Below are 26083 nucleotides of genomic sequence, written 5' to 3'. Positions count from 1 at the left end.
GGAACTAAAATTTCGTATGATAGAGGAGCGGGATATTTATGGAATGGGTGGGCAGGTTTAACCAGGCGATGGAGTATATTGAGGAACATATTACAGAAGAGACTGACTACGAGGCCCTTGGAAGAATCGTGTGCTGTTCCGCCTATCAATTCCAGCGAATGTTTGCGTTTATGAGCGATATCCCCTTATCTGAATATATCCGCCGCAGGAAAATGTCCCTGGCAGCAGTGGATCTGCAGAGGGGACGAAGGATCATTGACATTGCCCTGAAGTACGGTTATTCCTCCCCCACGGCCTTTACCCGCGCCTTCTGTACGGTCCATGGCATGGCACCCTCCCGGGCAAAACAGGAGGGGGTGATGTTAAAGACATATCCGCCCCTGAGTTTTAAACTGGTGGTAAAGGGGACGGAGGAACTGAATTACAGGATCGAGCGCAGGGATTGCTTTAGGGTTGCCGGTATATCCAGAGTGCTGGCTAGAGATATGGAGGAGAACTTTAAGACCGTGCCGGATATGTGGGACCGGGCAGTAATGGACGGTACCATTGACAGGATGCTTTCAATCATGGACCGGGAACCGGGAGGATTGCTGGGGCTGACAGCCTGCGGCAGCCGCGAGGTATGGAAATACTATATTGCGGTTCCCACCACACGGACGGGCCATGGATTTGAGGAATACACGGTCCCCTCCTCCATGTGGGCCATATTTCCGGGGGAGGGTACCAACCGCACATTACAGGATCTGGAGCGCCGTGTGGTAACGGAATGGCTTCCGAATTCCGGTTATGAATACGGAACAGCCCCGGATGTGGAACTTTACATACATGCTGATCCTGACCATGCCCAATATGAATATTGGCTGCCGGTGACAGTTGGAAAGGAGCGACCGATATGACGGAGTCAACTATAAAAGCAGTGCTGCCCCGGGATATAAAAAGGGTCTGGGACACTGTGACCTCCCTGGACCATTATGAATGGAGAGGAGATCTGGACAGGATAGAGATACAGGATGATAAGACTTTTATAGAGCATACAAAAAGCGGGTATTCCACTGTCTTTACAGTGACCGCATGCATACCCATGGAGCGATGGGAATTTGATATGGAAAATGATAACATAAGCGGGCACTGGATAGGCATATTCTCAGAAAACAGCGGGCGGACAACTGTTGATTTCACGGAACAGGTGACTGTTAAAAAGGCAGTCATGAAACCTTTTGCAAAAATGTATCTGAAAAAGCAGCAGAGCGCATATATCAGGGATCTGAAAAAGAAGTTGGGAAAATGACGACATGCGGACGGCTGATATCCGCACAGTCGGGGATGGGAAGGGAATCCGGAGGTTTTTAAATAAAATCGCCGACAGATAAGATAATCATGATTCATCCGGAGCATACTAACAGGGATAAATCCATGCGATGAAAGGTGAGATCATGAAATTTGACGCAGTGTATTATGAACCGGACAGTCTTTCCTACCCTTTGGGACAGAAGTTAAAGGATGATTTTGGGGACCTGCCCTGGATCCCCATCCAGAGCCATAATTCCATTAAAGAAATGCAGGAAAAACCAAATGCAGAGTTTGGCCATATGAAGCGCAACCTGATAATCGGTATAAGAAAGACACACAAATATGTGGAGAATCACAAGGTGTCGGATTATCTTGTGCCATACACTTCCTCCGGCTGTACGGCCATGTGCCTGTATTGCTACCTGGTGTGCAATTACAACAAATGTGCCTATCTGCGCCTGTTCGTAAACAGAGAGCAGATGCTTGACCGTATCCTTAAACGGGCCAGGACCAGCGAGCAGCCCCTTACCTTTGAGATAGGGAGCAACAGCGACCTGGTGCTGGAAAATACCATTACGGGCAATCTGCAGTATACCATTTCCCGATTTGCACTGGAGGGCGCAGGTAAGCTTACATTTCCCACGAAGTTTCATATGGTGGATCCGATCCTGGATCTGGATCACAGGGAAAAGGTGATCTTTCGCATGAGCGTGAATCCCCAGTCCGTCATCAGCCGGATCGAGCTAGGCACATCCAGCCTGGCCCAGCGCATAGAGGCTGTCAACCGCATGTGTGACCATGGGTATCCCTGCGGACTTCTGATCGCGCCGGTCATCCTTACGGAAAACTGGAGAGAACTTTATACCGGCCTGCTGGAGGAACTGGAGGCCGGGCTGACAGAACGCATGAAAAAGCAGATGTTTCTGGAAGTTATCCTAATGACCTACTCCTATGTGCACAGAGCCATAAACAGCGAGGCATTTCCCAATGCCCCGGACCTGTATGACAGCGGCATGATGACAGGGCGCGGCAGAGGCAGGTACTGTTACCGCAATGAGGCAAGGGCGGATGCGGAACTGTTTCTAAGGGCTGAGATCAACCGGATTCTGGGCCCGGTCCCCATCCTCTATATAAGCTGACGGGAGAGCGGGGGCTGCCGTGGACGGCCGGACCAACCACCAATGGGAAAAGCTGTCCTGAACTGTCACAAAATGTTAATATAATATTCAAAGTTTTGTATTTGACACCGTATGAAAGCAATGTTATAATACATTCTAATAAAAGGGAGTAGCGAACCACCTTTGTATGACCAGTTGGAAGCAGATGTTCACAGGTGGATTTTAAATCGTCTTCTTGGTGCTGAGAAGCACCCGTATAAAATGAAATGTGCAAGACTTTTATTGTGGCAGATGCCGACCACGATAGAAGTCTTTTTAAATATCGTAAACGAATCCTAACACCATCTGCCGCGCACATGTTTTAAGTGTCAGATGACAGAAAGGAGATTGTTATGGAGAAAAAGAACATGTACAAGGAAATACCGGAGGCGATCGCGGCGGCCAACAGGGCGCTGGCAAGCCTGGAGGAGGCAAGGCAGTACCTGTCAAAGGCAGCTGGCTGGGGCATATGGGATATGCTGGGCGGAGGATTGTTTGGCACCTTTATGAAGCATTCCAGAATGGATGAGGCAAGGCAGTCCATGGAGTCCGCCAGGCTGCAGCTGCGCAGGCTGAAGCGGGAACTGCTGGATGTGGACCTTCCGGGGGAATTTAAACTGGATGTGGGGAATTTTCTGACATTCGCAGACTATTTCTTTGACGGAATCGTGGCTGACTGGATGGTACAGTCCAAGATCAACGAGGCATCAGACCAGGTACGTGAGGCTGTGGACAGGGTAACACGTATACGCGGCCAGCTGTATGATCTTCAGTCATCGTTGGCTGATCCACAGAAAGGAGAGGATGAATAATGGGTTGTCTGGGAAATGTGTTATGGTTTATATTCGGAGGCTGCATCAGCGGTCTCAGCTGGTTCCTCACAGGGTGTTTGTGGTGCATAAGCATCATAGGAATACCGGTGGGTATGCAATGCTTTAAGTTCGCGGGATTAAGCTTCTTTCCCTTTGGAAAAGAAGTCGTATACGGAGGAGGGGCGGGTTCTCTGCTGCTCAATATTATCTGGCTGGTGGTATCGGGTCTGCCCCTGGCCATTGAATCAGCCATCATCGGAGCACTGCTGTGCATGACCATTGTGGGGATCCCATTCGGGCTGCAGCAGTTTAAGCTGGCAAAGCTGGCGCTGATGCCCTTTGGTAGCCGGGTCGTATAAAGGACTGATGATTTTTGCTTCCGGTATTTGCTTCCGGTATTTGTTTCCGGCAAAAAACAGAGGACATTCAGATGCATTTCTGCTATACTAGCACATAGAAGGGAGCCGGGCAGCACACCGCCCGGCTTTATTGACAGGAGATTGACAGGAAGAGGGTGTTGGATATGCCGGGGAAGATTACCATGGATGATATCGCCTCCATGGCAGGTGTCACCAAAAGTACGGTATCCAGGTATTTTAACGGAGGAAGCGTAAAAGAGTCCACCAGGGTAAAGATCCAGGAGATCATAGAGGAGTACAAGTATGAGCCCAATGCGTTTGCAAGGCTGAAGGCAAGGGAAAGCAATGTAATAGGCGTGGTGCTCCCCACCCTGAACTCCAAGATCACGAGCAGGGTGGTCACAAGCATCGGCCGCTTTCTAAGGGAGCAGGGATATGAGGCGCTGATCAAAGATTCGGATCACAGTGTGGAACTGGAATTAAAGAACATACAGCGCCTTATCACCCTGAAGGTGGATGGCATTCTGCTCAGCGCAATTACCATTACAGAGGAACACAGGGAACTGATCAGGAACAGTCCCATACCGGTGGTGGTGCTGGCCCAGGATTATGACCAGGGAAATTGTGTTGTCTATGATGATTATGGGGCAGGGAAGGCCATGGGCTCCTATATCGGAAGAGAACATCCTGTGCGTGTGGGATATCTGGGGGTGTATGAGTCTGATGAGGCCGTGGGCATTACCAGGAAGAGAGGAGTGCTGGACGGCCTGAGAGAGTGGAACGTGGACAATGTATCGGCAGTGTCGGGGGATTACAGCTATGAGAGCGGAATCAGGATGACTGAGGAGCTTTTGGACCAGGGTCCCCTTGACGCCTTGATATGCGCCACGGACCGTCTGGCTTTTGGCGCGTACAGGGTGCTGGCCCAGCGCGGGCTCAGGGTGCCGGAGGATGTATCCGTGGTGGGCTTTGGCGGTTATGATGAAAGTACCCTTTTAAAGCCGGAACTTACAACCCTGAAATTTGACTCTTACGGTCTGGGATACCTGGGTGCGGAGACCCTTCTTAAGATTATAAGGGAGGAACCGGTGCCGAAAAAACAGATCGTAGATTACCATATGATCGAGGGGGGAAGTGTAAAAAAAAGGAAATGAGTGCAGAGACTTTTTTGCGTATCATTGATGACTGTACAATGTGCACAAAAAAGCCCTGCGTTTTTTTACACATAAAAATGGAACCGGTACCAAATTTTAATTGACATATAGGGCAAAAGGTATTAATATTTAAGTATGGAACCGATACCAAAAACCTTCGGAGGATGGGCAGAACGCCTCAGGGGAATCCTGTCATGGACGCATGACGGACGCCCGCGCAGATCCGCCAAGGACGATTGAATGTAAAGGAAGGGGAAAGATTATGGATTACGCAAAAATAGCAGGTCTGGTAATTCAGTATGTAGGCGGTAAAGAGAACATCAGATCAGTTGCCCACTGCGCTACAAGGCTGCGATTTCAACTGAGAGATAACGGACTGCGCAACGAGGAGGCCATCAGTGATATTGAAGGGGTGAAGGGAGTATTCCTCACACAGTCACAGTTTCAGATCATTTTCGGTTCAGGCACCGTAAACCTGGTCTGCGCAGAAGTACAGAAGCAGCTGGGTGTCATGGAGGAAAAGCCGGAGGATAAGAATGAGGAAAAGGGAAATCCGGTTCAAAGATTTATTAAAATGCTCAGTGATATCTTTGTACCCATTATTCCGGCCATTGTTGCAGGCGGTCTGCTGATGGGCCTTAACAACCTTTTGACATCACCTCTGATCCACGGCCAGGCGGTCATTGCCCTGTTTCCCCAGTGGCAGGGACTGGCCACTGCCATTAATACGTTTGCCAATGCACCCTTTGTATTCCTGCCCGTACTCATAGGCTTCAGCGCCACAAAGAAATTTGGGGGAAACCCGTTTCTGGGAGCCGCCATGGGAATGATCATGGTCCATCCGGATCTGCTGAACGCTTACCAGATCGGAATCGCGGATCCTCCCATGTGGAATATATTCGGATTTCAGATAGCGGCCATCGGATACCAGGGAACCGTGCTTCCCGTACTTGCAGTTTCATGGATCCTGGCAAATATTGAAAAGAGACTGCGCAGGGTGACGCCGTCCTGGCTGGATAACCTGACCACGCCGCTGCTATCCATCCTTGTTACCTCCTTTCTTACGTTCATTTTCGTGGGACCGGTCCTGAGGGAGGCGGGCAATCTGCTGGCGGCCGGGATCACATGGCTTTATAATACCTTGGGGCCTGTGGGCGGAGCCTTATTCGGTTTTGCCTATGCACCCATTACCATGACGGGAATGCACCACAGTTTTATTGCCATCGAGACACAGCTTCTTGCCGACAGCGTTCATACCGGGGGCAGTTTCATCTTCTCCACGGCCAGCATGAACAATGTGGCTCAGGGCGCGGCTGTGCTGGCCGTACTTCTGATGACAAAGAATGACAAGATCAAATCCATCTGTTCCGCCTCCGGCATATCCGCACTTCTGGGGATCACGGAGCCGGCCATGTTTGGTGTGACCCTTAAGTTAAAATATCCATTCTATGCGGCCATGGCAGGTTCCGCAGTGGGAAGCGCCTATCTGGCGGCGACCAAGACCTTGGCACAGGCACTGGGAGCAGCCGGCCTTCCCGGATTCATCTCCATGAAACCGGATCATTATATGAACTTTGCCATCGGGATCATTCTCTCCATGGGAGTATCCTTTGCATTGACCATTGTATTCTGGAAAAAGGTTGGGCTTGAGAAACAGGACAGCACAAAGGCTGCGCCTGTATCAGGGCTACCGGCACCTGAGACACCGGATACCCAGACAGCCGTACTCTATGCGCCCATGAAAGGGGAGATGATTCCCGTTGAACGGTCCGAAGATGAGGTGTTTGCCTCAAAGGCACTGGGAGATGGAGTGGCGATCAACCCGGAGGACGGCATGGTGTATGCTCCCTGTGACGGAACGGTCACACTTTTGTTCCCCACCAGGCATGCCGTGGGTATCAGGACAGAATCAGGTGTGGAAGTCCTCATTCACATAGGGATCAACACCGTACAGCTGGACGGCCAGGGCTTTGAAGCCTATGTGGCTCAGGGAGACACTGTAAAGCAGGGGGATCAGCTGATATTGGCAGACCTGGATCTCATCCGGGAAAAAGGGCTGAATCCACAGACCATGATGATATTACCTGAGGGAGCAGGTCTGAGGATCCGGCGATCCGCTGATTCACAGGTAGACAAAGATACCAGGGCGGTTGCCGTATATAAATAAAAATGACTGCAGACAGTCGGAGCACAGGCGCCAGGAGGAGTTTGCTTTGAAAAAGTATCATAAGGTTAACAAAGAAGATTATGAAAAATGGTATGGGGAACATCAGGCATACAGGGACCGGGTAAAGTCTGACCCGAACCGTCTGGCATACCATCTGATGCCGGAGACCGGCTGGCTCAATGATCCCAACGGGCTGTGCCAGCTCCATGGCCTGTACCATATTTATTATCAATATACCCCCTTTGAACCCACCGGCGAGATCAAGCTGTGGGGGCATTATACCACAAAGGATTTTGTCCGTTATACCAGCGAGGAACCGGTACTATTTCCTGACCATGATTTTGATGCCCATGGAGTTTATTCCGGCTCTGCCTTTGTGGAGGACGGCACTATCCACTATTTTTACACAGGTAATGTGAAATGCTTTGACAGGGATGATCATGATTATATTATGAGCGGACGGGAGAGCAATACCATCTATTTTAGCAGCAGGGACGGATACGAATTTTCGGAAAAAATGGTCCTGATGACCAACCGTGACTATCCTGCGGATATGAGCTGTCATATACGCGACCCTAAGGTTTTTTATCACGGATCCGCTTACTATATGGCTCTTGGAGCCAGGGATAAGGAAAGCAAAGGGATGGTCCTCCTTTACCGGTCGGAGAACCTGAAGGACTGGGAATATTATAACAGGATCACCACAGAGGCGCCCTTTGGTTATATGTGGGAATGCCCGGATCTCTTTTGGCTGGACGGCCAGCTGTGCCTGATCTGCTGCCCCCAGGGAGTAGCTCCTAGAGGCGTGGACTTCTGGAATGTGCACCAGTGTACGGTTATGGGACTGGATTATGATTTTGGGGCAAATACTTATCGTATGAATCGCTTGGAGGACAACCAAGAAAAAATATCCATGGTGGACAGGGGCTTTGATTTCTATGCTCCCCAAACCTTTGAGGATGAAACGGGGAGACGCATCCTCATTGGATGGATGGGGATACCGGATGCGGATTATACCAACCCCACCACACAGGCCGGCTGGCAGCATGCCCTGACCATTCCCCGTGTCCTTCACTGGGCCGGGGGACGCCTGATCCAGACCCCGGTGGAGGAGTTAAAACACATGCGCTGCCATGGGAGGACATATGATCTGGGACAATTGAATGAGGCCGGGGAAAAAGAGATCGTCTACGAGGCCTGCTTCCAGTTTGGTGCATGTGAACGGATGACCCTGACCCTCCGCGCCGGAGTTACCCTGAACTATGAAAACCGTCTGCTGACCCTGGATATGGGAGGGAAGGGCAGCGGGAGGACAAACAGGAGCGTAATGGTTGATGATCTGAGGGAACTTCAGGTGTTTTCCGACACTTCATCCCTGGAAGTGTTTGTCAACGGGGGGGAGGAAGTCTTTACCACCAGAGTATATGGGATGGAGGGAAGCATCCGGGCAGATGGAGCATGTTCAGGATGCGTTGATCTGTATGATCTATCCGGATTTATATATGAGTAGAGATGCGATGGGCTGAGGTATTACAAGCAGAAGAATTATAAGCAGAGGTATTATAAGCAGAGGTATTCCGGGGATATGGCTTTGGGCCATATCCTTTCTTTTGCAATTAACCGGGCTATATGCTAAAATATGAATCATAATGTGGTCCCGGGAAACGGAAAAAGAGGAGGTATTAATGAAAATTCGGATAAAAACGAGGATCCTGTCCGCTGCACTGTGTACAGGTTTAATGCTCACTGCCTGCCAGTCAGGGACGGGAAAGACCGAGTCTGCGCAGCCGGCAGCGGTGCCAACGGAGGAGAGGAATGTGCCAACGGAGGAGACTGCTTTGCCAATGGAGGAGACTGCTTTGCCATCAGAGGAGATGTCTGCCAACCAGTCAGGCTCAAAACAGCCTGAATCCGCCGGCGATTTATGGGATCTGCCAAAAGAAGCGTCAGGACAGTCCGGCGAAGCACCAGGTGCGGATGACAGTGGGGCTTTTTCCTCCCATGAAAAGCAGGAGATAAAGATTGGGCTGCCGATGAATGAAAACTGGTACAGTGATCCGGTGTACAGCACGGAGGAGGGCGGCGTCCGCCAGGTCATGTTCTATGATGAGTTTTCAAGATCAGATGTCATTGTCCGGGCATGCAGGACAGAGGATGGAGATCCATCGGTCTTTTATTATATGTTTGATGAGCAAAAGAAGCAGACTTGGATGGCTACGGCAAAAGATGGGGCAAGGATTGAGATCACCCTGGAGGTTACCATAGAAAATTCTGATATACATGGCGTTCTGGCCACATGGGAGCATGGCGGGATCCGATATGCACTTTGGGAGGATGATGCCAAAGATGCGGTGGATTCAGCGGCAAAGATGGCGGTTGAGATAGCAGAAAGAAGTGCTGTCTAAAGCACCTGATCGTTTTCCGACCGCTGATAGGAAATAATGTCATTGATATCACAGTCCAGAATCCGGCACAGGTCATTGATGGTGGTTGTGCTCAGAGGTTTGTTCTTGCGCAGCCGGTCAATGGTGGAGCTTGATAGATTATGATTATAAATCAGAGTGTAGGTAGATTCCTCAGAATGTTTTAAAGTGTTCCAAAAAGGTTCATATGTAATCACGGTGTATCCTCTCTTCTTGTGATATATTTATAGAATAAAATACGGCTAAAAATATGACCATAGTCGCTTAAAAAACTATAATCAAGTTTAACGTATAAAATAGTCCTCTGGCCCAAAGGGTGCGGAATTTACCGCAAAAAAAGGTGAAAAAAGCCTTATTTCATAAGCTTCTATATAGAGAACGGAGAAATAATGGGGATTCCCCTTGAGTATGGATAAAAAAACATCTTCTCTTTTAAGGAAAATGTAAGACAGAGTAAGAGGAATAGGACTTGCATTTTTCCGAAAAGTTTGTATAATAAGATAACGGACTGAGACTAAGCAGCGTGGAAGATGCAGCTTATGAATCGAATCCAGGAGGCGGAGTAAGATGAAGATCAGAAAGGTTCTGGGCAGTTTTGCATGGGTATTGCTGGCGGCACTATTGATCATGGTGAATGCGGCAGCGGCCAGTTCTGAGGGTATGTTTGACCAGAAGGAACATTCCAGTGTTTCATCAGTGATCAAGTGAAGGAAAGCAACAAAAGGAAAAGTAACACAAGAAAAACAACATAATAAAGGCAACATAGTAAAAGGAGACCGGTCATAACGCCACGGTTTCCTTTTATGTTCAGGAAAGTCAAGAGGGCGGCGGCTCTTTTATACTTGATAAGGTGATCGTGGGTATTCACGGGATGGGGCAGCGGACATTATCCCGGTGACAGCAAGTTTTGCAATGTAGTCGGCAAAAAGGGACATGGATTATTGGCTTTTTGGGTGATAAGATAGGGTCATGAAATACAAAAAGGTTTAAAAAGTCAACAGTGGGCAATACGACAGTGGGCAATATCATTCATTCAGGAGGGAAAGATCATGCATTTATTAGACAGTGAACTGAAGAACGGGGCACAGTGGGAAGCTGCCGGCATTCAACTGCCGGAGTTTGACAGGGAAGCCATGAAAGCAGCAACCAGGGAGTGCCCTCAGTGGATCCATTTTGGAGCGGGGAATATTTTCCGCGCATTTCCGGCAGCTCTGCAGCAGAAGCTATTGAATAAGGGCGTTGAAAAGACAGGTATCATTGTGGCTGAAGGATATGATTATGAGATCATTAAAAAGGCATACAGGCCCCAGGATGACTTAAGCCTGCTGGTGACCCTGAAGGCTAACGGAACCATTGAAAAGACCGTGATCGGCAGTCTGGCCGAATCCCTGACAGTGGACCGCCAGGACGAGGCGGACTGGAGCCGTTTAAAGGACATTTTTGCCAGTCCCACACTCCAGATGGTCAGCTTTACTATTACGGAAAAGGGTTACAGCATCACTGCCGCCGATGGATCCTTCCACCAGGATGTATTGTCTGATTTTGAAGCAGGTCCTGACAAGGCGGACAGCTATATCGGCAAGCTGGTATCCCTGTGCCACTGGAGATACACCCACGGCGGGGCACCCCTGGCCCTGGTTAGCATGGACAACTGCTCCCATAACGGCGACAAACTGCTGGCAGCAGTGGATGCCTATGCCAAGGCATGGGATGAGAAGGGACTGGCGGCAGAAGGATTTCTGGCATATATTGAGAATCCTGCAAAGGTATCGTTCCCATGGAGCATGATTGATAAGATCACTCCTCGTCCTGATGACAGCGTTAAGAAAATGCTGGAGGAAGCTGGATTTACAGATACGGAGAGCATTATCACAAGCAAAAATACATACGTGGCTCCTTTTGTCAATGCGGAGGAGGCAGAATATCTGGTGATCGAGGATGCTTTTCCAAACGGTCGCCCTGTTCTGGAGCAGGCCGGAGTCATGTTCACCACAAGGGATACGGTTGAAAAGGTGGAGCGTATGAAGGTATGTACCTGCCTGAACCCGCTGCATACCACCCTGGCTGTGTACGGATGCCTTCTTGGCTACACCAAAATCAGCGAGGAAATGAAAGACGAGGATCTGGTAAAGCTGGTGAAGATCATCGGATACAAGGAGGGCCTTCCCGTGGTCACAGACCCGGGCATCCTTTCACCTGAGAAGTTTATTGATGAGGTTCTGATGATCCGTGTGCCGAACCCATTCATGCCTGACACGCCACAGAGGATTGCCTGCGACACCTCACAGAAGCTTTCCATCCGATTTGGGGAAACCATTAAGGAATATATGGCAAGACCTGAGCTGGATGTCAGATCCCTCAAATTCATCCCCATGGTGCAGGCCGGATGGTGCCGCTATCTTTTGGGCGTGGATGATGAAGGAAATGCCTTTACCGTAAGCCCGGATCCTATGTATGAAGGTCTGGCGTCAAAGCTTAGCAGTGTCAGGATCGGAGAAGCGTGCGATGTGCACATGGTCCTGCAGCCCATTTTAAGCGATGCCAAAATATTCGGCGTGGATCTGTATGAGGCCGGCCTGGGAGAATATGTGGAGAGCATATTCACTGAACTGATTGCAGGAAAAGGAGCCGTAAGGGCAGCCCTTAAAAAGCATTTGGCAGAGGTTCGATAGATAATAAGACAGAGAATGTCCCATAGAACGGCTCATAGAAGGGTCCAGAAAGAAATCCCGGCAGATCGGAGTGATGATCACTTCCCGCCGGGATTTTTAGTCTCATATTTTTACAGAAAGTGGGAGAAATTAATCAAAACGTAACAAAAATGTCATATTTTATGTACAAAACTTAAAGGATATGCTATTATAGTGGGAACGAACTTGAAGTTTTGCCGGCTTCACCGGATTGACAGGCGTTTGCCTTTTACATATAGATACCTAAGGGGACAAGGTCACACAAGCCCACCTTGTCAGCTGGGGTAAAGAGATAGGAAAGAGAAAGACAGAGGTTACGTATGAAAAGGTGGATAGCAGCAGGAATGATCGCACTGGTTCTCACCGGGTGCACCAGATATGAACCATCGGAAGAGATGACAAGGGTGGAGGAGAGCGCTTCGGAATCAGGAGCCGAAGTACGGACAGAGGCCACAGAAGAAGCGGCTCCCGCGGAGGCGGAGGTGATTTCCATATCATCCTATCCTCCCAGGAATCCGGTTAAGGTAAAAGGCATCTACGTGTCGGCTTATGTGGCTGGGACTGGCGATATGATGGACCGGATCATTGAGGAGATCGACAAAACGGAGCTCAACGCAGTGGTCATTGATGTGAAGGACGATCAGGGAAGGATCACCTTTGCCATGGATTCGCCCACGGTCAATGAGATCAATGCCTGTCAGCCCTTTATCGGTGATCTGCCGGGGCTGGTCCGGAAGCTGAACGAACATGACATCTATCCCATTGCAAGGGTGGTTGCATTCCGGGATCCGTATTTGGCTGAACAGAAGCCTGAGTGGAGCCTGCATGTGGAGGATGGAAGCATTTACCGGGATAACAAGGGCCTTGCGTGGGTAAACCCATATAAACAGGAAGTGTGGGATTACCTGGTAGAGGTAGGCAAAAAAGCCGGGGAAATGGGATTTAAGGAAATCCAGTTTGACTATATCCGTTTTGCCGTGGACAGGACTATGAAGGATGTGGTGTTTGACGAGGCGGATACCAGGGGACGGGACAAGACGCAGGCGATCACGGAATTTGTCAGCTACGCATATGACGAGCTGGCCAAAGAGGGACTTTTTGTGTCTGCGGATGTGTTTGGAACCATCATGAGAAGCGATGAGGATGCCGCGGCTGTGGGGCAGGAGTATGGGGATATGGCGGAACATTTGGATTATATCTGTCCTATGATCTATCCCTCCCATTACGGGCCGGGAAATTTTGGTATTGAAAATCCGGACAAACAGCCGTATGATACGATCAGGCATGCGCTTAAGGATTCCATCGAGCTTCTGGCAGAATCCAGACAGGAACATAAGAAACAGGCGGTTGTACGCCCGTGGCTCCAGGATTTTACCGCATCCTATCTTAAGGATTATATGAACTATGGGGATCAAGAGGTGCGTCAGCAGATACAGGCAGTCTATGATTCCGGATATGATGAGTGGATCCTGTGGGATGCAGGCGTTTCCTATCACTACGGAGGCCTTTTGACCCCGGAGGAGGCAGCGGCAGAGGAGCAGGCCATAGAGGAGTCCAGGGCATCTAAGGCGCCGGAGAACGCCGGTTTGCCGGATACGGAGACACAGGGGCCGGAAAGCGGACCGTCACAGGATCCCGCGGCCCGGTAAAAACAGAAGACAGGGCAGCGGTACCGTTTTGAAAAGATTCAGATGGAGGAAGGACAGCATTGTTTGATTTAGAAGAAGAACTGAAGAAACTCCCGGCCAGCCCGGGAGTTTATCTTATGCATAATGACAGGGATGAGATCATCTATATTGGAAAGGCGATCAGCCTGAAGAACAGGGTGCGCCAGTATTTCCAGAGCAGCCGCAACAAAACAGCCAAGATCGAACAGATGGTTTCCCATATCGCATGGTTTGAATATATACTCACGGACTCGGAGCTGGAGGCTCTGGTGCTGGAGTGCAACCTGATCAAGGAGCACCGGCCCAGGTACAACACCATGCTAAAGGATGACAAGAGTTATCCTTATATCAAGGCCACCACAGGGGAGGACTATCCGCGCCTTTTATTTGCCAGGGATATGAAAAAGGATTCCAGAAGCAAATACTTTGGGCCTTATACAAGTGCCGGCGCAGTGAAGGACACCCTGGACCTGATCCACAAGCTGTACCGCATCCGCACCTGCAGCAGAAGCCTGCCCAAAGATATCGGAAAGGACAGGCCCTGCCTCAACTACCATATCAAGCAGTGCGATGCCCCATGCCAGGGCTATATTTCCAGGGAAGATTACCAGGCCAACTTCAGCCTGGCCCTGGATTTTCTTAACGGAAAATATGATCCCCTGATCAAAACCCTGGAGGAAAAGATGCAGAATGCATCGGAAAACCTGGATTTCGAGAGGGCCATTGAGTACAGGGAGCTCCTTAGCAGCGTGAAGCAGGTGGCCCAGAAGCAGAAGATCACCAGCAGCAGTATGGAAGACCGGGATATTGTGGCAATGGCAAAGGACGAAAAGGATGCGGTGGTACAGGTGTTCTTTATCAGGGAAGGCAAACTCATCGGCAGGGACCATTTCCATGTATCAGCCACCATGGCGGAGAACGAGGGGGAGATCCTGGACAGCTTTGTCAAGCAGTTTTACGCAGGGACGCCTTTTATTCCCAGGGAGCTGTGGCTTCAGCATCCTTTGGCTGATGAGGAGGTGATCAGCCAGTGGCTAACTGCCAGACGGGGCCAGAAGGTGCGTATTGTGGTGCCGAAAAAGGGGGAGAAGGAGCGCCTGGTGGAACTGGCTGCAAGGAATGCGGAGCTTGTATTGTCCCAGGATAAGGAGCGGATCAAGAAGGAGGAGCTGCGCACCATCGGCGCCATGAACCAGATCGGCGAGCTGATCGGCATTGGGGGAATCCGGCGTATGGAGGCGTTTGATATCTCCAACACCAGCGGAGTGGAGTCCGTGGGTTCCATGGTGGTGTATGAGGATGGAAAGCCAAAGCGCAGCGATTACAGGAAATTTAAGATCAAGACCGTTCAGGGACCCAATGATTATGCTTCCATGGAGGAGGTGCTCACCAGGCGCTTTTCCCACGGGATGCGGGAGGTCAGGGAGCTGGAGGACAAAGGCGGCGACCTCAGTATGGGAAGCTTTACCCGGTTCCCGGACCTGATCATGATGGACGGCGGAAGAGGACAGGTAAACATTGCCCTGGAGGTCCTTGACAAGCTGGGTCTTTCCATTCCCGTGTGCGGTATGGTCAAGGACGATAACCACAGGACCAGAGGGCTTTATTTCAATAATATAGAAGTTCCCATTGACAGGCACAGCGAGGGGTTCCGCCTGATCACAAGAATACAGGATGAGGCTCACCGGTTTGCCATTGAATACCACAGAAGCCTGAGAGGAAAGGGGCAGGTGAGATCCATCCTGGACGACATTCCCGGAATCGGCCCGGCCAGAAGAAAAGCATTGATGCGCCATTTTAAGGATATTGAGTCTGTCCGCGGGGCAGGGGTGGAGGAGCTGGAGCAGGCTCCCCAGATGAACCGGCGCTCTGCCCAGGCCGTGTATGACTTTTTTCACAAACCTGCTGATGAATAGAAATATCCAGAATATGGAAATGTGCAGGAGAGAAAACACATGACAACCAGGTCAATTTGTGATAGTATGATAGAAATAGAACCAGCCTAAGGGGGTATTACCATGCATGGAGTAACCATAACGGAATTAATTGAAAAGATGAAGCTGCGCAACACCACTCCGGATATTGATACGGACAAGATCGTACTGACCCATCCGGATGTTAACCGTCCGGCCCTGCAGCTGACAGGATTCTTTGATCATTTTGACAGAGAACGGGTTCAGATCATTGGATATGTGGAGGAAGCATATATTAATACTATGGACCGGGAGCAGAAGCGCAGGATGTATGATAAGCTGACATCCAGCCAGATCCCTTGTCTGGTGTTCAGCCGCAGCCAGGAGCCGGATGAGGACCTGCTGGAATACTGCAACTACTACGGCGTGCCCTGTCTTGTGTCCGATAAGACGACTTCGGCCCTGATGGCGGAGATCATCCGCTGGCTGAATGTTAAGCTGGCTCCCTGCATCAGCATTCACGGCGTGCTGATCGATGTATTTGGTGAAGGCGTGCTGATCATGGGCGAGAGCGGCATTGGCAAGAGTGAGGCTGCCCTGGAGCTGATCAAAAGAGGCCATCGCCTTGTGACAGATGACGTGGTGGAGATCCGCAAGGTCAGCGATGACACTCTGGTGGGAAGCGCGCCTGATATCACAAAGCATTTTATTGAACTGCGCGGTATCGGCATCATTGATGTGAAGACATTGTTTGGTGTGGAGAGCGTTAAGGATACCCAGAACATTGATATGGTCATTAAGCTGGAGGACTGGAGCAAGGATAAAGAGTATGACCGGCTGGGTCTGGAAGACAACTATACGGAATTCCTGGGCAACCAGGTGGTGTGCCATACCATACCGATCCGTCCGGGACGCAACCTGGCTATTATCGTGGAGTCTGCGGCTGTCAACTACCGTCAGAAGAAGATGGGCTATAATGCTGCCCAGGAACTGTACAAGAGAGTGCAGGCCAATCTTGGCAAGGCCAGCGAAGACTAATTAATATGAATGTTTAGCGAGGACTGGAATTTGAATTTGGAACAAATAATAAAAGACGCATTTGTGTCAAAACAATCCGTGTGCATGCCCATGGAACCCATGAGCAGGCACACCTCTTTTCGGATTGGGGGACCGGCCGAGTTGTTTGTGTGCCCTGCCGTGGAGGAGGATCTGGCTGAAGTCCTGCGTATATGCAGGGAGAGCCGGGTCTTATGGAGGATCCTGGGAAATGGCAGTAATCTTCTGGTCAGTGACAAGGGCTGTGAAGGTGTGGTCATCTCCACGGAGCAATTGAGCGGACTTGGGGTAAATGGGAATCTGCTGCGGGCAGGAGCGGGGCAGCTCCTGGGACGGGCGGCCCATCTGGCCCTGGAGCATTCCCTGACCGGAATGGAGTTTGCCGCAGGGATACCGGGAAGCGCAGGCGGCGCATTGGTGATGAACGCGGGGGCATATGGTTCAGAGATGAAGGATATACTGAAGTCGGCCAGAGTGATGACCGGTGAGGGCCGTATACTTGACCTGCCCGCCGGGGATCTGGAACTGGGATACCGTACCAGCTGCATTCCTTCCCGCGGATATATTGTGCTGGAAGCTGTCTATGAACTAAGGCCCGGGGACAGGGGCGCCATTGAAGAACGGATGAGGGAACTGGCAGCCAGGCGAAGAGAAAAGCAGCCCCTGGAATACCCCAGCGCTGGCAGCACCTTTAAACGGCCCCAGGGGTATTTTGCCGGAAAGCTCATAGAGGATGCAGGACTCAGGGGATATCAGGTGGGGGGAGCCCAGGTGTCTGAAAAGCACTGCGGGTTTGTGATCAACAAGGATCATGCCACAGCCGGCCATGTGATGGAACTTTGCAGCCATATCAGGAAGACCGTGAAGGAGATATCCGGTGTGGAGCTGGAAATGGAAGTAAAGCGCTGGGGTGAATTTTGACGATCCGGAGTGTAATGAGATGACTGAGGTAGAAAGATGAAGCTTGTGATTGTAACGGGAATGTCCGGGGCAGGCAAGACAATTGCTTTAAAGATGCTGGAGGATATGGGATTTTACTGCGTGGATAACCTTCCCATATCCCTGGTGGATAAATTTGCCCAGCTTGTGTCAGGGGGCGGAGATATCGCCCAGGCCGCCCTTGGGATCGATATCAGAAGCGGCGAGGAGCTGAACCATCTGGACGAGATCCTGCGGGGATGGAAAAACACGGGCCTGGACTTCCAGGTCCTGTTTCTGGACGCCAATGACGCAACGCTGATCAAACGCTATAAGGAGACCCGCCGCAGCCATCCGCTGGCAGGCACGGGACGGCTGGATAAGGGGATTGAGAAGGAACGGGTCAAGCTGGCTTTCCTGAAAAAGGACGCGGACTTTATCATTGACACCAGCAAACTCCTTACCAGGGAACTGAGGCAGGAGCTGGAGAAGATTTTTCTTCAGGACAGGGAGTACAGCAACATGTTTGTCACGGTCCTGTCCTTTGGCTTCAAGTACGGGATACCCGAGGATGCGGATCTGGTGTTTGATGTGCGTTTCCTTCCAAATCCCTACTATGTGGAGGAACTGCGCCCCCTTACTGGGGAGGACCAGGTCATCCGTGATTATGTGATGCAGGGCGGGACCGGACAGGCGTTTCTGGACAAGCTGTACGATATGGTGGATTTTCTGCTGCCCAATTATATTGGCGAGGGGAAGAACCAGCTGGTGATCGCGGTGGGGTGTACCGGGGGCAAACACCGTTCCGTTGCCATGGCCAATGCCCTTTACGGGCACCTTGCTGCGTTTGGGGAGTATGGGATCAAAATAGAACACAGAGACATTGACAAAGACAATAAAAGGAAGCAGTGATAGAATGTCGTTTTCTTCCAGAGTAAAAGATGAGCTTTCCAGACAGGTTCCGGCAGCGAGACACTGCCAGATCGCTGAGACAGCCGCAATTTTAAGCCTTTGCGGGCGTGTGAAAATATCGGCATCCGACCATTTTACCATTGAAATCCATACGGAAAATGTGGCAGTTGCAAGAAAGTACTTTACATTATTGAAAAAAACATTTAATATAAGTACTGATGTTTCAATTCGCAGAGGTGGGAATCTTTCGCGAAACCGGACATATATTGTAGCAGTCAGGGAACATGATGATGCACTTAAGGTACTTCAGGCGGCCAAGCTCATTGATGACCAGGGGGAGATTCGGGAGAACCTTTCACTGGTGCGCAATGTGGTGGTTCAGAATGCCTGTTGCAGAAGGGCGTTTATCAGAGGAGCATTTCTCGCGTCAGGGTCCATCAGCGACCCGGAGAAATTTTACCATTTTGAGATCACATGCTCTTCCATGGCAAAGGCTGAGCAGCTTAAAGGCATCATAGCCGCTTTTGATATGGAACCAAAGATCGTGCTGAGGAAAAAGTACTATGTGGTTTATATCAAAGAGGGGAACCAGATTGTGGACATCCTTAATGTGATGGAAGCACCTGTGTCACTGATGGAGTTTGAGAATATCCGTATTCTCAGGGAGATGCGGGGGAACGTGAACCGTCAGGTGAACTGTGAGACTGCCAATATCAATAAGACGGTGTCTGCCGCGGTAAAGCAGATGGAGGATATCCGCTATATCCAGGACACCATAGGTCTTGAGGGGCTTCCCGAAGGACTTCAGGATATGGCCCGTATAAGGCTGGAACGTCCGGAAGCGACCCTGAAGGAGCTGGGGGAGGCTTTGGAGCCGCCCGTGGGCAAGTCGGGGGTCAATCACCGGCTGAGGAAACTGAGCCAGATCGCAGATGATATGCGGCAGCAGTTGCCGGGGAAGTAGTACGGCGTGTATTCATTAATGTATCATTAAGTACAATTCAGTATGGGCACCGGAATGGCAGCTGTGGGAACCGTAGCATGGTTCCGGCCGGCTGTGTACCATTCAAAGGAATGAGGAGGATAATTATGGTAAAGAAATTGATCACAGTTGAATTGTCATCAGGACTGGAAGCAAGGCCGGCAGCAATGCTGGTGCAGGTGGCAAGCCAGTATGAGAGCAAGATTTATCTGGAAGCCGAGGCTAAGCGTGTGAACGCCAAGAGCATCATGGGTATGATGACGCTGTGCCTGACTGCAGGCAAGGCCATTACGGTAGAGGCTGAGGGTGCGGATGAGGAGCTGGCGGTTTCTGAGATTGAGAAGTATTTAAAAAACCAGGAATGACCATCCCTTTGTACAGAGTATAATCATAGATAACAGCAGGACCAGGCGCATCACTTTTGCCTGGTTCTTTTCATTTGGCGGATTCTATGCTAAACTATAACACATATGACATGTATTACGGATAAGGAGAAGATGGCAGATGGCATTTACCCACTTACACGTCCATACGGAATACAGCCTGTTGGATGGCTCCTGTAAGATCAAGGAGCTGACCGCCAGGGCAAAGGAGCTGGGCATGGACAGCATGGCTGTCACGGACCACGGCGTGATGTATGGTGTGATTGATTTTTATAAAGCAGCAAAGGAAGCGGGGATCAAACCCATTTTGGGGTGCGAGGTCTATGTGGCTCCCAGCTCCCGGTTTGACAGGGAGACGGTCAGCGGCGAGGACCGCTATTACCACCTGGTGCTTCTGGCTGAGAACAACAAAGGATATGAAAACCTGATGAAGATCGTGTCCAAGGGGTTTGTGGATGGATTCTACTATAAGCCCAGGGTGGACTATGAGGTGCTGACAACCTACCATGAAGGCGTGATCGCTCTCAGCGCCTGCCTTGCAGGGGAGGTGCAGCGCAACCTTGCAAGAGGGATGTATGAGGAAGCGGTGCGGGCCGCCGGCCGTTATGTGGAGATATTTGGAAAGGATAACTTTTTCCTGGAACTCCAGGACCACGGCCTGCCGGACCAAAGGCTGGTCAACCAGGGCTTGATGCGTATGAGCAAGGAGACAGGCCTGGAACTGGTGGCTACCAATGATATCCATTACACCTTTGCCGAGGATGAGAAGGCCCATGATATTTTGCTGTGCATCCAGACCGGCAAAAAGGTGGAGGATGAGGATCGGATGCGCTATGAGGGCGGGCAGTTCTACTGCAAATCCGAGGAAGAGATGCGGGCCCTGTTCCCCTACGCTCCCGAGGCCCTGGACAATACCCATAAGATTGCCCGGCGCTGTAATGTGGACATTGAGTTCGGGGTAACAAAGCTCCCCAAGTATGAGGTCCCTGAGGGCTTTGATTCCTGGGGATACCTAAATCATCTGTGCCGGGAAGGTTTTAAGACCAGGTACCCGGATGATGACGGGACCCTGAGCCAGCGCCTGGATTATGAGCTGGATGTGATCCGTACCATGGGGTATGTGGATTATTTCCTGATCGTCTGGGATTTTATCAACTACGCCCGTTCGCAGGATATCATGGTGGGGCCCGGCCGCGGTTCAGCTGCCGGCAGCGTGGTGTCATATACACTGGGCATTACAAACATCGACCCCATGCGCTACAGCCTTCTGTTTGAGCGTTTCCTTAACCCGGAGAGGGTATCCATGCCTGATATTGATATTGACTTCTGTTACGAGAGACGCCAGGAAGTCATTGACTATGTTGTGCGCAAGTACGGCAAGGACCAGGTGGTGCAGATCGTCACCTTTGGTACCCTGGCTGCCAAGGGTGTGGTCAGGGACGTGGGAAGGGTCCTGGGCCTTCCGTATGCCCTGTGCGACACCATCGCCAAGATGATCCCGGGTGATCTGGGTATGACACTGGAAAAAGCCCTGACCATGAATCCGGACCTTAAAAAGGCGTACAATGAGGACCAGCAGGTCCGCTATCTGATCGATATGTCCAAGCGTCTGGAGGGGCTTCCAAGGCATACCTCCATGCATGCGGCCGGCGTGGTGATCGGCAGCAGGTCCATTGATGAGTTCGTACCCCTTTCCAGGGCGGCGGACGGTACCATCACCACCCAGTTTACCATGACCACCATAGAGGAGCTGGGGCTTCTTAAAATGGATTTCCTGGGTCTGCGCACCCTGACCGTGATCCAGAACGCGGTCAGGCTGGCGGAAAAGGATTACGGGATTTCCATAGATATTGACCAAATTGATTTTAATGACAGGCAGGTATTGGAATCCATCGGCACAGGCAGGACGGAGGGCGTGTTCCAGCTGGAAAGCGGGGGGATGAAGAGCTTCATGAAGGAGCTTAAGGCCGAGAACCTGGAGGATATTATTGCAGGCATCTCCCTGTACCGTCCGGGTCCCATGGACTTTATCCCAAGATACTTAAAGGGCAAGAACGATAAGGCCAGCATCACCTATGAGTGCCCCCAGCTGGAACATATACTGAGCCCCACCTACGGCTGTATCGTGTACCAGGAGCAGGTAATGCAGATCGTGCGTGACCTGGCGGGATATACCATGGGGCGGAGCGACCTGGTCCGCCGCGCCATGAGTAAAAAGAAAACATCGGTCATGGAAAAGGAACGCCACAACTTTGTGTACGGCAATGAGGAGGAGGGCGTAAAGGGATGCGTGAACAACGGCATTGACGAGAAGACGGCCAATCACATCTATGACGAGATGATCGACTTTGCCAAGTACGCATTTAACAAGTCCCACGCAGCGGCCTATGCGGTGGTTTCCTACCAGACGGCCTACCTTAAGTATTATTATCCGCGGGAGTTCATGGCGGCATTGATGACATCGGTCATGGACAATGTGGGGAAATTCTCCGAATATATCCTCACCTGCCGCAGGATGATGAATATCCCGGTGCTTCCGCCGGATATCAATGAGGGAGAGAGCGGTTTTTCCGTGTCCGGGGACGCCATACGATACGGCCTGTCCGCCATCAAGAGCGTGGGAAAGCCGGTGGTGGATGCCATCCTGGCGGAGCGGGAGAAGGATGGTCCCTTCCGCTCCATGGAGGATTTTGTGGGCCGGATGACCATGAAAGAGGTGAACAAGCGGACACTGGAGAACTTTATCAAGTCGGGAGCGCTGGACACCCTGCCGGGAACAAGGCGCCAGAAGATGGCGGTGGCGCCCACCATGCTGGATGAAAAGGCCAGGGAGCGCAAGTCCATGTTTGAGGGCCAGCTGAGCCTGTTTGACATAGCGGGCGAGGAGGACAGGAGCGAATACCAGATTACCTTTCCCAATGTGGGGGAATACTCAAAGGAAGAACTTCTTGCATTTGAAAAGGAGATCCTGGGCGTGTACATCAGCGGTCATCCCCTGGACGATTATGAGGAGGCGTGGCGTAAGAACATATCGGCAACCTCGGCTGATTTTATCGTGGACGAGGAGACGGAGAAAGCCGGGGTGGAGGACGGCACCCGGGCTGTCATAGGAGGACTGGTGGCCGGAAAGACGGTGAAGACCACCAGGACCAACCAGCTGATGGCCTTCATTACCCTGGAGGATCTCATGGGCTCGGTGGAGGTCATTGTGTTCCCCAAGGATTACGAAGCCAACCGGGAGCTGTTCACAGAGGATGCCAAGCTCTTTATCCGGGGCCGTGTATCCATCGGGGATGACCCGGTGGGAAAGCTGGTGTGTGAACAGGTTGTGCCCTTTGAACATACGCCCAAGGAGCTTTGGCTTCAGTATGAGGACAAGGAAGGATATCAGGCCAGTGAACCCAGGCTTTTGAATGTGCTTAAGACTAGCGAGGGAAAGGACCGGGTCATCATTTACCTTCAAAAAGAGAGGGCGAAAAAGATGCTTCCGGCCGCCTGGAGCGTCCAGGTCACGGACCGGCTCGTAGCTGAACTTAAAACTGAACTTGGTGAAAAAAATGTCAAAGTGGTAGAAAAAGGTCTTGAAAAGCTGGGAAAAATGCATTAGAATAGCGTTGGGCATAACATGAGAGAATGAATAAGAGTGACATTGCACAGGCAGATGAGAGCATGTGCTTAATACAAGGAGGTAAATTGCTATGGCAAAGGCAGTGAAAACCATTGGAGTACTCACAAGCGGCGGAGATGCGCCGGGTATGAACGCGGCGATCCGCGCAGTGGTTCGTGTGGCAATCAACAAGGGACTTAAAGTAAAGGGGATCATGCGCGGTTATGCAGGACTCCTGGAAGAAGAGATCGTGGACATGGAATCCACAAGTGTATCTGATACCATCAACCGCGGCGGTACCATCCTTTACACAGCCAGATGCAAGGAATTTACCACACCGGAAGGTCAGCAAAAGGGGGCTGAGATCTGCCGCAAGCATGGGATTGACGGTATGGTTGTGATCGGCGGAGACGGTTCCTTCCGGGGCGCGGGAAAGCTTTCCTCCCTTGGGATCAATACCATCGGGCTTCCGGGAACCATCGACCTGGACATTGCGTGTACAGATTACACCATTGGCTTTGACACGGCTGTGAACACTGCCATGGAGGCCATTGATAAGATCCGTGATACTTCCACATCCCATGAGCGGTGCAGTATCGTGGAGGTTATGGGAAGGAACGCGGGCTATATCGCCCTGTGGTGCGGTATTGCCAACGGAGCTGAGGACATTCTGCTTCCGGAACGCTATGACGGGGATGAGCAGGCCCTGATCAACAGGATCATTGACAACCGCAGGCGGGGCAAGAAACATAATATCATTATCAATGCGGAGGGGATCGGCCATTCCGGTTCCATGGCAAAGCGCATTGAGGCAGCTACCGGCATTGAGACCAGGGCAACGATCCTGGGACACATGCAGCGCGGCGGCACACCCACCTGTAAGGACAGAGTCTATGCGTCCATCATGGGCGCCAAGGCGGCAGAACTTCTGGCAGAGGGCAAGAGCAACCGTCTGGTGGCATATAAGCACGGTGAGTTTGTGGACTACGACATTCAGGAAGCCCTGAACATGTCAAAGGATATCCCGGAAGAGCAGTATGAGATCGCCAAGATGCTTGTTAGATAGTCTGTATGATGATGAGAAAAACCGAATAATTGAGAATGGAAGGTCCGCGCCTCTGAAATGATTATGGGGGCAGCGGACTTTTGTGGAGAGATAAGATGATGGATACAAAGGTGCTCTGCGGAGCCAATTCCTATGAGCAGAAATATTATTTCAACCAGGATTTCTCCTCCCTTCCACAGTCCATACAGGACGAGCTGCACATCATGTGCGTCCTGTACACAGAGGATGTGGGCGGGATCCTGACCATGGAGTTTGACGACAGCGGCAGCCTGGAATTCAAGGTGACGGCTCCTGAGGAGGACTACCTCTTTGACGAGATCGGAAGTGTCCTTAAGATCAAGCAGTATCAGGAAGAAAAAAGGGAGCTGCTTAAGGCTCTGGAACTGTATTACAGGACATTTTTCCTGGGAGAAGAGATCACGCCGGATGAAGATGGGGAAGAATAGATGAAATTAAGAATTGGAAACACCCTTCTTGAGAATAATGTAATACTGGCGCCCATGGCAGGAGTGACGGACCTGCCATTTCGTTTGCTCTGCCGTGAGCAGGGAGCCGGTTGTGTTGTGACTGAGATGGTCAGCGCCAAAGCTATCCTTTACAATAACAGGAATACAAAGGAACTGCTGCAGATCCATCCCCAGGAACGTCCGGCAGCCGTACAGCTGTTTGGCTCCGACCCGGAGATCATGGGGGAGATCGCTGCCAGGATCGAGGACGGGCCCTATGATTTTATTGACGTGAACATGGGATGCCCTGTGCCGAAGATCGTAAATAATGGGGAGGGCTCCGCCTTGATGAAGGACCCCAAGAAGGCGGGTGAGATCCTTACAGCCATGGTCAGGGCAGTGAAAAAGCCGGTGACGGTGAAATTCCGGAAAGGGTTTAACGACAGCTGCGTCAACGGGGTGGAGTTTGCCAGGATGGCTGAGAGCTGCGGGGTGGCTGCAGTGGCTGTCCACGGGCGGACCAGGGAGCAGTACTATTCAGGCAGGGCCGACTGGGATATCATCCGCCGGGTGAAGGAGGCGGTGAAGATCCCTGTAATCGGAAACGGGGACATTTTCACTCCCCAGGACGCCAAGCGCATGATGGAGGAAACAGGCTGCGATGGCCTGATGGTGGCCAGGGGAGCCAAGGGCAACCCATGGATATTCAGACGGATCAACCACTACCTGGATACAGGGGAACTTCTGCCTGAACCTTCTATAGAAGAGATACGCGAAATGGTCCTGCGCCATGGCCGTATGCTGGTGGAGTATAAGGGGGAGTCCACCGCCATGCGTGAGATGCGGGGACACATGGCATGGTACACCAAAGGGATGCCTCACTCCGCGGCCCTGAGAAATGAGATCAACCAGGTGGAAACCCTGGAAGGGCTTGCCGAACTGCTGAATCAGAGGATCCCGGTAAATACAGGGGGAAAAGATGGAAACCATTCTTGACAATCATCATATTTTCTTATATAATACACAGAATGTGTGGACATTGAGAGAGATACTTAAGTGAAATCAAACATAAATTATATGA

At 51.1% G+C, this 26083-nt stretch carries 23 protein-coding genes; 22 read left to right on the top strand and 1 reads right to left on the bottom strand.

All coding sequences use genetic code 11. The annotated features are described in order from the left end of the window. Positions 1–38 precede the first annotated feature (38 nt). The 9 genes from HMPREF9469_RS01700 (at position 39) to HMPREF9469_RS30480 (ending at position 9344) form a co-directional block, all read left to right on the top strand. On the top strand, positions 39–896 hold the full coding sequence (locus HMPREF9469_RS01700; RefSeq protein ID WP_007858522.1) for an AraC family transcriptional regulator: 858 nt from the start codon (positions 39–41) through the stop codon (positions 894–896). Next, positions 893–1288, top strand: a complete 396-nt coding sequence (locus tag HMPREF9469_RS01695) for an SRPBCC family protein (RefSeq protein ID WP_007858518.1) — start codon at positions 893–895, stop codon at positions 1286–1288. The genes HMPREF9469_RS01700 and HMPREF9469_RS01695 overlap by 4 nt, the downstream gene beginning before the upstream one ends. 145 nt (positions 1289–1433) lie before the next feature. Further along, the gene (locus HMPREF9469_RS01690; RefSeq protein ID WP_007858515.1) at positions 1434–2429 is read left to right on the top strand and encodes an SPL family radical SAM protein; all 996 of its coding nucleotides are present in this window, start codon (positions 1434–1436) and stop codon (positions 2427–2429) included. 371 nt (positions 2430–2800) lie between these two features. Continuing rightward, positions 2801–3259, top strand: coding sequence for a hypothetical protein (locus tag HMPREF9469_RS01685; protein ID WP_007858514.1), 459 nt, complete (start codon positions 2801–2803; stop codon positions 3257–3259). Then, on the top strand, positions 3259–3618 hold the full coding sequence (locus HMPREF9469_RS01680; RefSeq protein WP_007858513.1) for a YccF domain-containing protein: 360 nt from the start codon (positions 3259–3261) through the stop codon (positions 3616–3618). The genes HMPREF9469_RS01685 and HMPREF9469_RS01680 overlap by 1 nt, the downstream gene beginning before the upstream one ends. Before the next feature lie 164 nt (positions 3619–3782). After that, complete coding sequence (locus tag HMPREF9469_RS01675; protein WP_007858512.1) at positions 3783–4772, top strand: LacI family DNA-binding transcriptional regulator; 990 nt, start codon at positions 3783–3785, stop codon at positions 4770–4772. A 259-nt stretch (positions 4773–5031) separates the two neighbouring features. Further along, complete coding sequence (locus tag HMPREF9469_RS01670) at positions 5032–6939, top strand: sucrose-specific PTS transporter subunit IIBC (RefSeq protein ID WP_195415288.1); 1908 nt, start codon at positions 5032–5034, stop codon at positions 6937–6939. A 46-nt stretch (positions 6940–6985) separates the two neighbouring features. Beyond that, entirely contained in the window at positions 6986–8449 is a 1464-nt protein-coding gene (locus HMPREF9469_RS01665; protein WP_007858504.1) for a glycoside hydrolase family 32 protein, read from the top strand. Between the two features lie 175 nt (positions 8450–8624). Continuing rightward, positions 8625–9344, top strand: a complete 720-nt coding sequence (locus tag HMPREF9469_RS30480) for a hypothetical protein (RefSeq protein ID WP_007858502.1) — start codon at positions 8625–8627, stop codon at positions 9342–9344. On the opposite strand, the gene HMPREF9469_RS01655 is transcribed toward HMPREF9469_RS30480, so the two are convergent. Then, positions 9341–9559, bottom strand: a complete 219-nt coding sequence (locus HMPREF9469_RS01655; RefSeq protein ID WP_007858500.1) for a helix-turn-helix domain-containing protein — start codon at positions 9557–9559, stop codon at positions 9341–9343. The two genes, HMPREF9469_RS30480 and HMPREF9469_RS01655, sit on opposite strands and share 4 nt — an antisense overlap. A 370-nt stretch (positions 9560–9929) precedes the next feature. Between HMPREF9469_RS01655 and HMPREF9469_RS32275 the strand changes: the two genes are divergently transcribed. The 13 genes from HMPREF9469_RS32275 (at position 9930) to dusB (ending at position 25998) form a co-directional block, all read left to right on the top strand. Beyond that, positions 9930–10070 (top strand): hypothetical protein, encoded by a 141-nt coding sequence (locus HMPREF9469_RS32275; protein ID WP_007858493.1) that lies wholly within the window; start codon positions 9930–9932, stop codon positions 10068–10070. Positions 10071–10411: 341 nt separating this feature from the next. Further along, complete coding sequence (locus tag HMPREF9469_RS01650; RefSeq protein WP_007858491.1) at positions 10412–12034, top strand: mannitol dehydrogenase family protein; 1623 nt, start codon at positions 10412–10414, stop codon at positions 12032–12034. A 338-nt stretch (positions 12035–12372) separates the two neighbouring features. Continuing rightward, complete coding sequence (locus HMPREF9469_RS01645; protein WP_007858490.1) at positions 12373–13701, top strand: putative glycoside hydrolase; 1329 nt, start codon at positions 12373–12375, stop codon at positions 13699–13701. Positions 13702–13760: 59 nt separating this feature from the next. Next, complete coding sequence (gene uvrC / locus HMPREF9469_RS01640; RefSeq protein WP_007858484.1) at positions 13761–15635, top strand: excinuclease ABC subunit UvrC; 1875 nt, start codon at positions 13761–13763, stop codon at positions 15633–15635. 102 nt (positions 15636–15737) lie between these two features. Continuing rightward, the gene (gene hprK, locus HMPREF9469_RS01635) at positions 15738–16670 is read left to right on the top strand and encodes an HPr(Ser) kinase/phosphatase (protein ID WP_007858482.1); all 933 of its coding nucleotides are present in this window, start codon (positions 15738–15740) and stop codon (positions 16668–16670) included. A gap of 30 nt (positions 16671–16700) precedes the next feature. Then, complete coding sequence (gene murB / locus HMPREF9469_RS01630; RefSeq protein ID WP_007858481.1) at positions 16701–17609, top strand: UDP-N-acetylmuramate dehydrogenase; 909 nt, start codon at positions 16701–16703, stop codon at positions 17607–17609. A 36-nt stretch (positions 17610–17645) separates the two neighbouring features. Beyond that, on the top strand, positions 17646–18518 hold the full coding sequence (gene rapZ / locus HMPREF9469_RS01625) for an RNase adapter RapZ (RefSeq protein ID WP_007858477.1): 873 nt from the start codon (positions 17646–17648) through the stop codon (positions 18516–18518). Between the two features lie 4 nt (positions 18519–18522). After that, positions 18523–19482, top strand: a complete 960-nt coding sequence (whiA, locus tag HMPREF9469_RS01620) for a DNA-binding protein WhiA (protein WP_007858476.1) — start codon at positions 18523–18525, stop codon at positions 19480–19482. 125 nt (positions 19483–19607) lie between these two features. Then, entirely contained in the window at positions 19608–19865 is a 258-nt protein-coding gene (locus HMPREF9469_RS01615) for an HPr family phosphocarrier protein (RefSeq protein ID WP_007858474.1), read from the top strand. A 139-nt stretch (positions 19866–20004) separates the two neighbouring features. Next, positions 20005–23490 (top strand): DNA polymerase III subunit alpha, encoded by a 3486-nt coding sequence (locus HMPREF9469_RS01610; protein ID WP_007858473.1) that lies wholly within the window; start codon positions 20005–20007, stop codon positions 23488–23490. 91 nt (positions 23491–23581) lie between these two features. After that, complete coding sequence (gene pfkA, locus HMPREF9469_RS01605; RefSeq protein ID WP_007858472.1) at positions 23582–24556, top strand: 6-phosphofructokinase; 975 nt, start codon at positions 23582–23584, stop codon at positions 24554–24556. Positions 24557–24651: 95 nt separating this feature from the next. After that, entirely contained in the window at positions 24652–25002 is a 351-nt protein-coding gene (locus HMPREF9469_RS01600; protein WP_007858471.1) for a DUF6145 family protein, read from the top strand. Beyond that, positions 25003–25998 carry a tRNA dihydrouridine synthase DusB gene (dusB, locus tag HMPREF9469_RS01595; RefSeq protein WP_007858470.1) on the top strand — a complete coding sequence of 332 codons (996 nt, stop codon included), beginning with the start codon at positions 25003–25005 and terminating at the stop codon, positions 25996–25998. Positions 25999–26083 lie beyond the last annotated feature (85 nt).

The organism is [Clostridium] citroniae WAL-17108 (assembly GCF_000233455.1).
Lineage (GTDB): Bacteria > Bacillota > Clostridia > Lachnospirales > Lachnospiraceae > Enterocloster > Enterocloster citroniae.
The sequence above is the reverse complement of the archived record's forward strand: the minus strand, read 5'-3'. Positions and strand labels throughout refer to the sequence as shown.

Excerpts from the sequence above, each read along its gene's own strand:
- HMPREF9469_RS01690 (WP_007858515.1), top strand. The coding sequence starts at position 1,434 with ATGAAATTTGACGCAGTGTATTATGAACCGGACAGTCTTTCCTACCCT.
- pfkA (WP_007858472.1), top strand. The coding sequence starts at position 23,582 with ATGGCAAAGGCAGTGAAAACCATTGGAGTACTCACAAGCGGCGGAGAT.
- HMPREF9469_RS01675 (WP_007858512.1), top strand. The coding sequence starts at position 3,783 with ATGCCGGGGAAGATTACCATGGATGATATCGCCTCCATGGCAGGTGTC.
- HMPREF9469_RS32275 (WP_007858493.1), top strand. The coding sequence starts at position 9,930 with ATGAAGATCAGAAAGGTTCTGGGCAGTTTTGCATGGGTATTGCTGGCG.
- HMPREF9469_RS01600 (WP_007858471.1), top strand. The coding sequence starts at position 24,652 with ATGATGGATACAAAGGTGCTCTGCGGAGCCAATTCCTATGAGCAGAAA.
- HMPREF9469_RS01685 (WP_007858514.1), top strand. The coding sequence starts at position 2,801 with ATGGAGAAAAAGAACATGTACAAGGAAATACCGGAGGCGATCGCGGCG.
- HMPREF9469_RS01650 (WP_007858491.1), top strand. The coding sequence starts at position 10,412 with ATGCATTTATTAGACAGTGAACTGAAGAACGGGGCACAGTGGGAAGCT.
- HMPREF9469_RS01615 (WP_007858474.1), top strand. The coding sequence starts at position 19,608 with ATGGTAAAGAAATTGATCACAGTTGAATTGTCATCAGGACTGGAAGCA.
- hprK (WP_007858482.1), top strand. The coding sequence starts at position 15,738 with ATGCATGGAGTAACCATAACGGAATTAATTGAAAAGATGAAGCTGCGC.
- HMPREF9469_RS01680 (WP_007858513.1), top strand. The coding sequence starts at position 3,259 with ATGGGTTGTCTGGGAAATGTGTTATGGTTTATATTCGGAGGCTGCATC.
- HMPREF9469_RS01645 (WP_007858490.1), top strand. The coding sequence starts at position 12,373 with ATGAAAAGGTGGATAGCAGCAGGAATGATCGCACTGGTTCTCACCGGG.
- HMPREF9469_RS30480 (WP_007858502.1), top strand. The coding sequence starts at position 8,625 with ATGAAAATTCGGATAAAAACGAGGATCCTGTCCGCTGCACTGTGTACA.
- rapZ (WP_007858477.1), top strand. The coding sequence starts at position 17,646 with ATGAAGCTTGTGATTGTAACGGGAATGTCCGGGGCAGGCAAGACAATT.
- dusB (WP_007858470.1), top strand. The coding sequence starts at position 25,003 with ATGAAATTAAGAATTGGAAACACCCTTCTTGAGAATAATGTAATACTG.
- whiA (WP_007858476.1), top strand. The coding sequence starts at position 18,523 with ATGTCGTTTTCTTCCAGAGTAAAAGATGAGCTTTCCAGACAGGTTCCG.
- HMPREF9469_RS01695 (WP_007858518.1), top strand. The coding sequence starts at position 893 with ATGACGGAGTCAACTATAAAAGCAGTGCTGCCCCGGGATATAAAAAGG.
- HMPREF9469_RS01610 (WP_007858473.1), top strand. The coding sequence starts at position 20,005 with ATGGCATTTACCCACTTACACGTCCATACGGAATACAGCCTGTTGGAT.
- HMPREF9469_RS01700 (WP_007858522.1), top strand. The coding sequence starts at position 39 with ATGGAATGGGTGGGCAGGTTTAACCAGGCGATGGAGTATATTGAGGAA.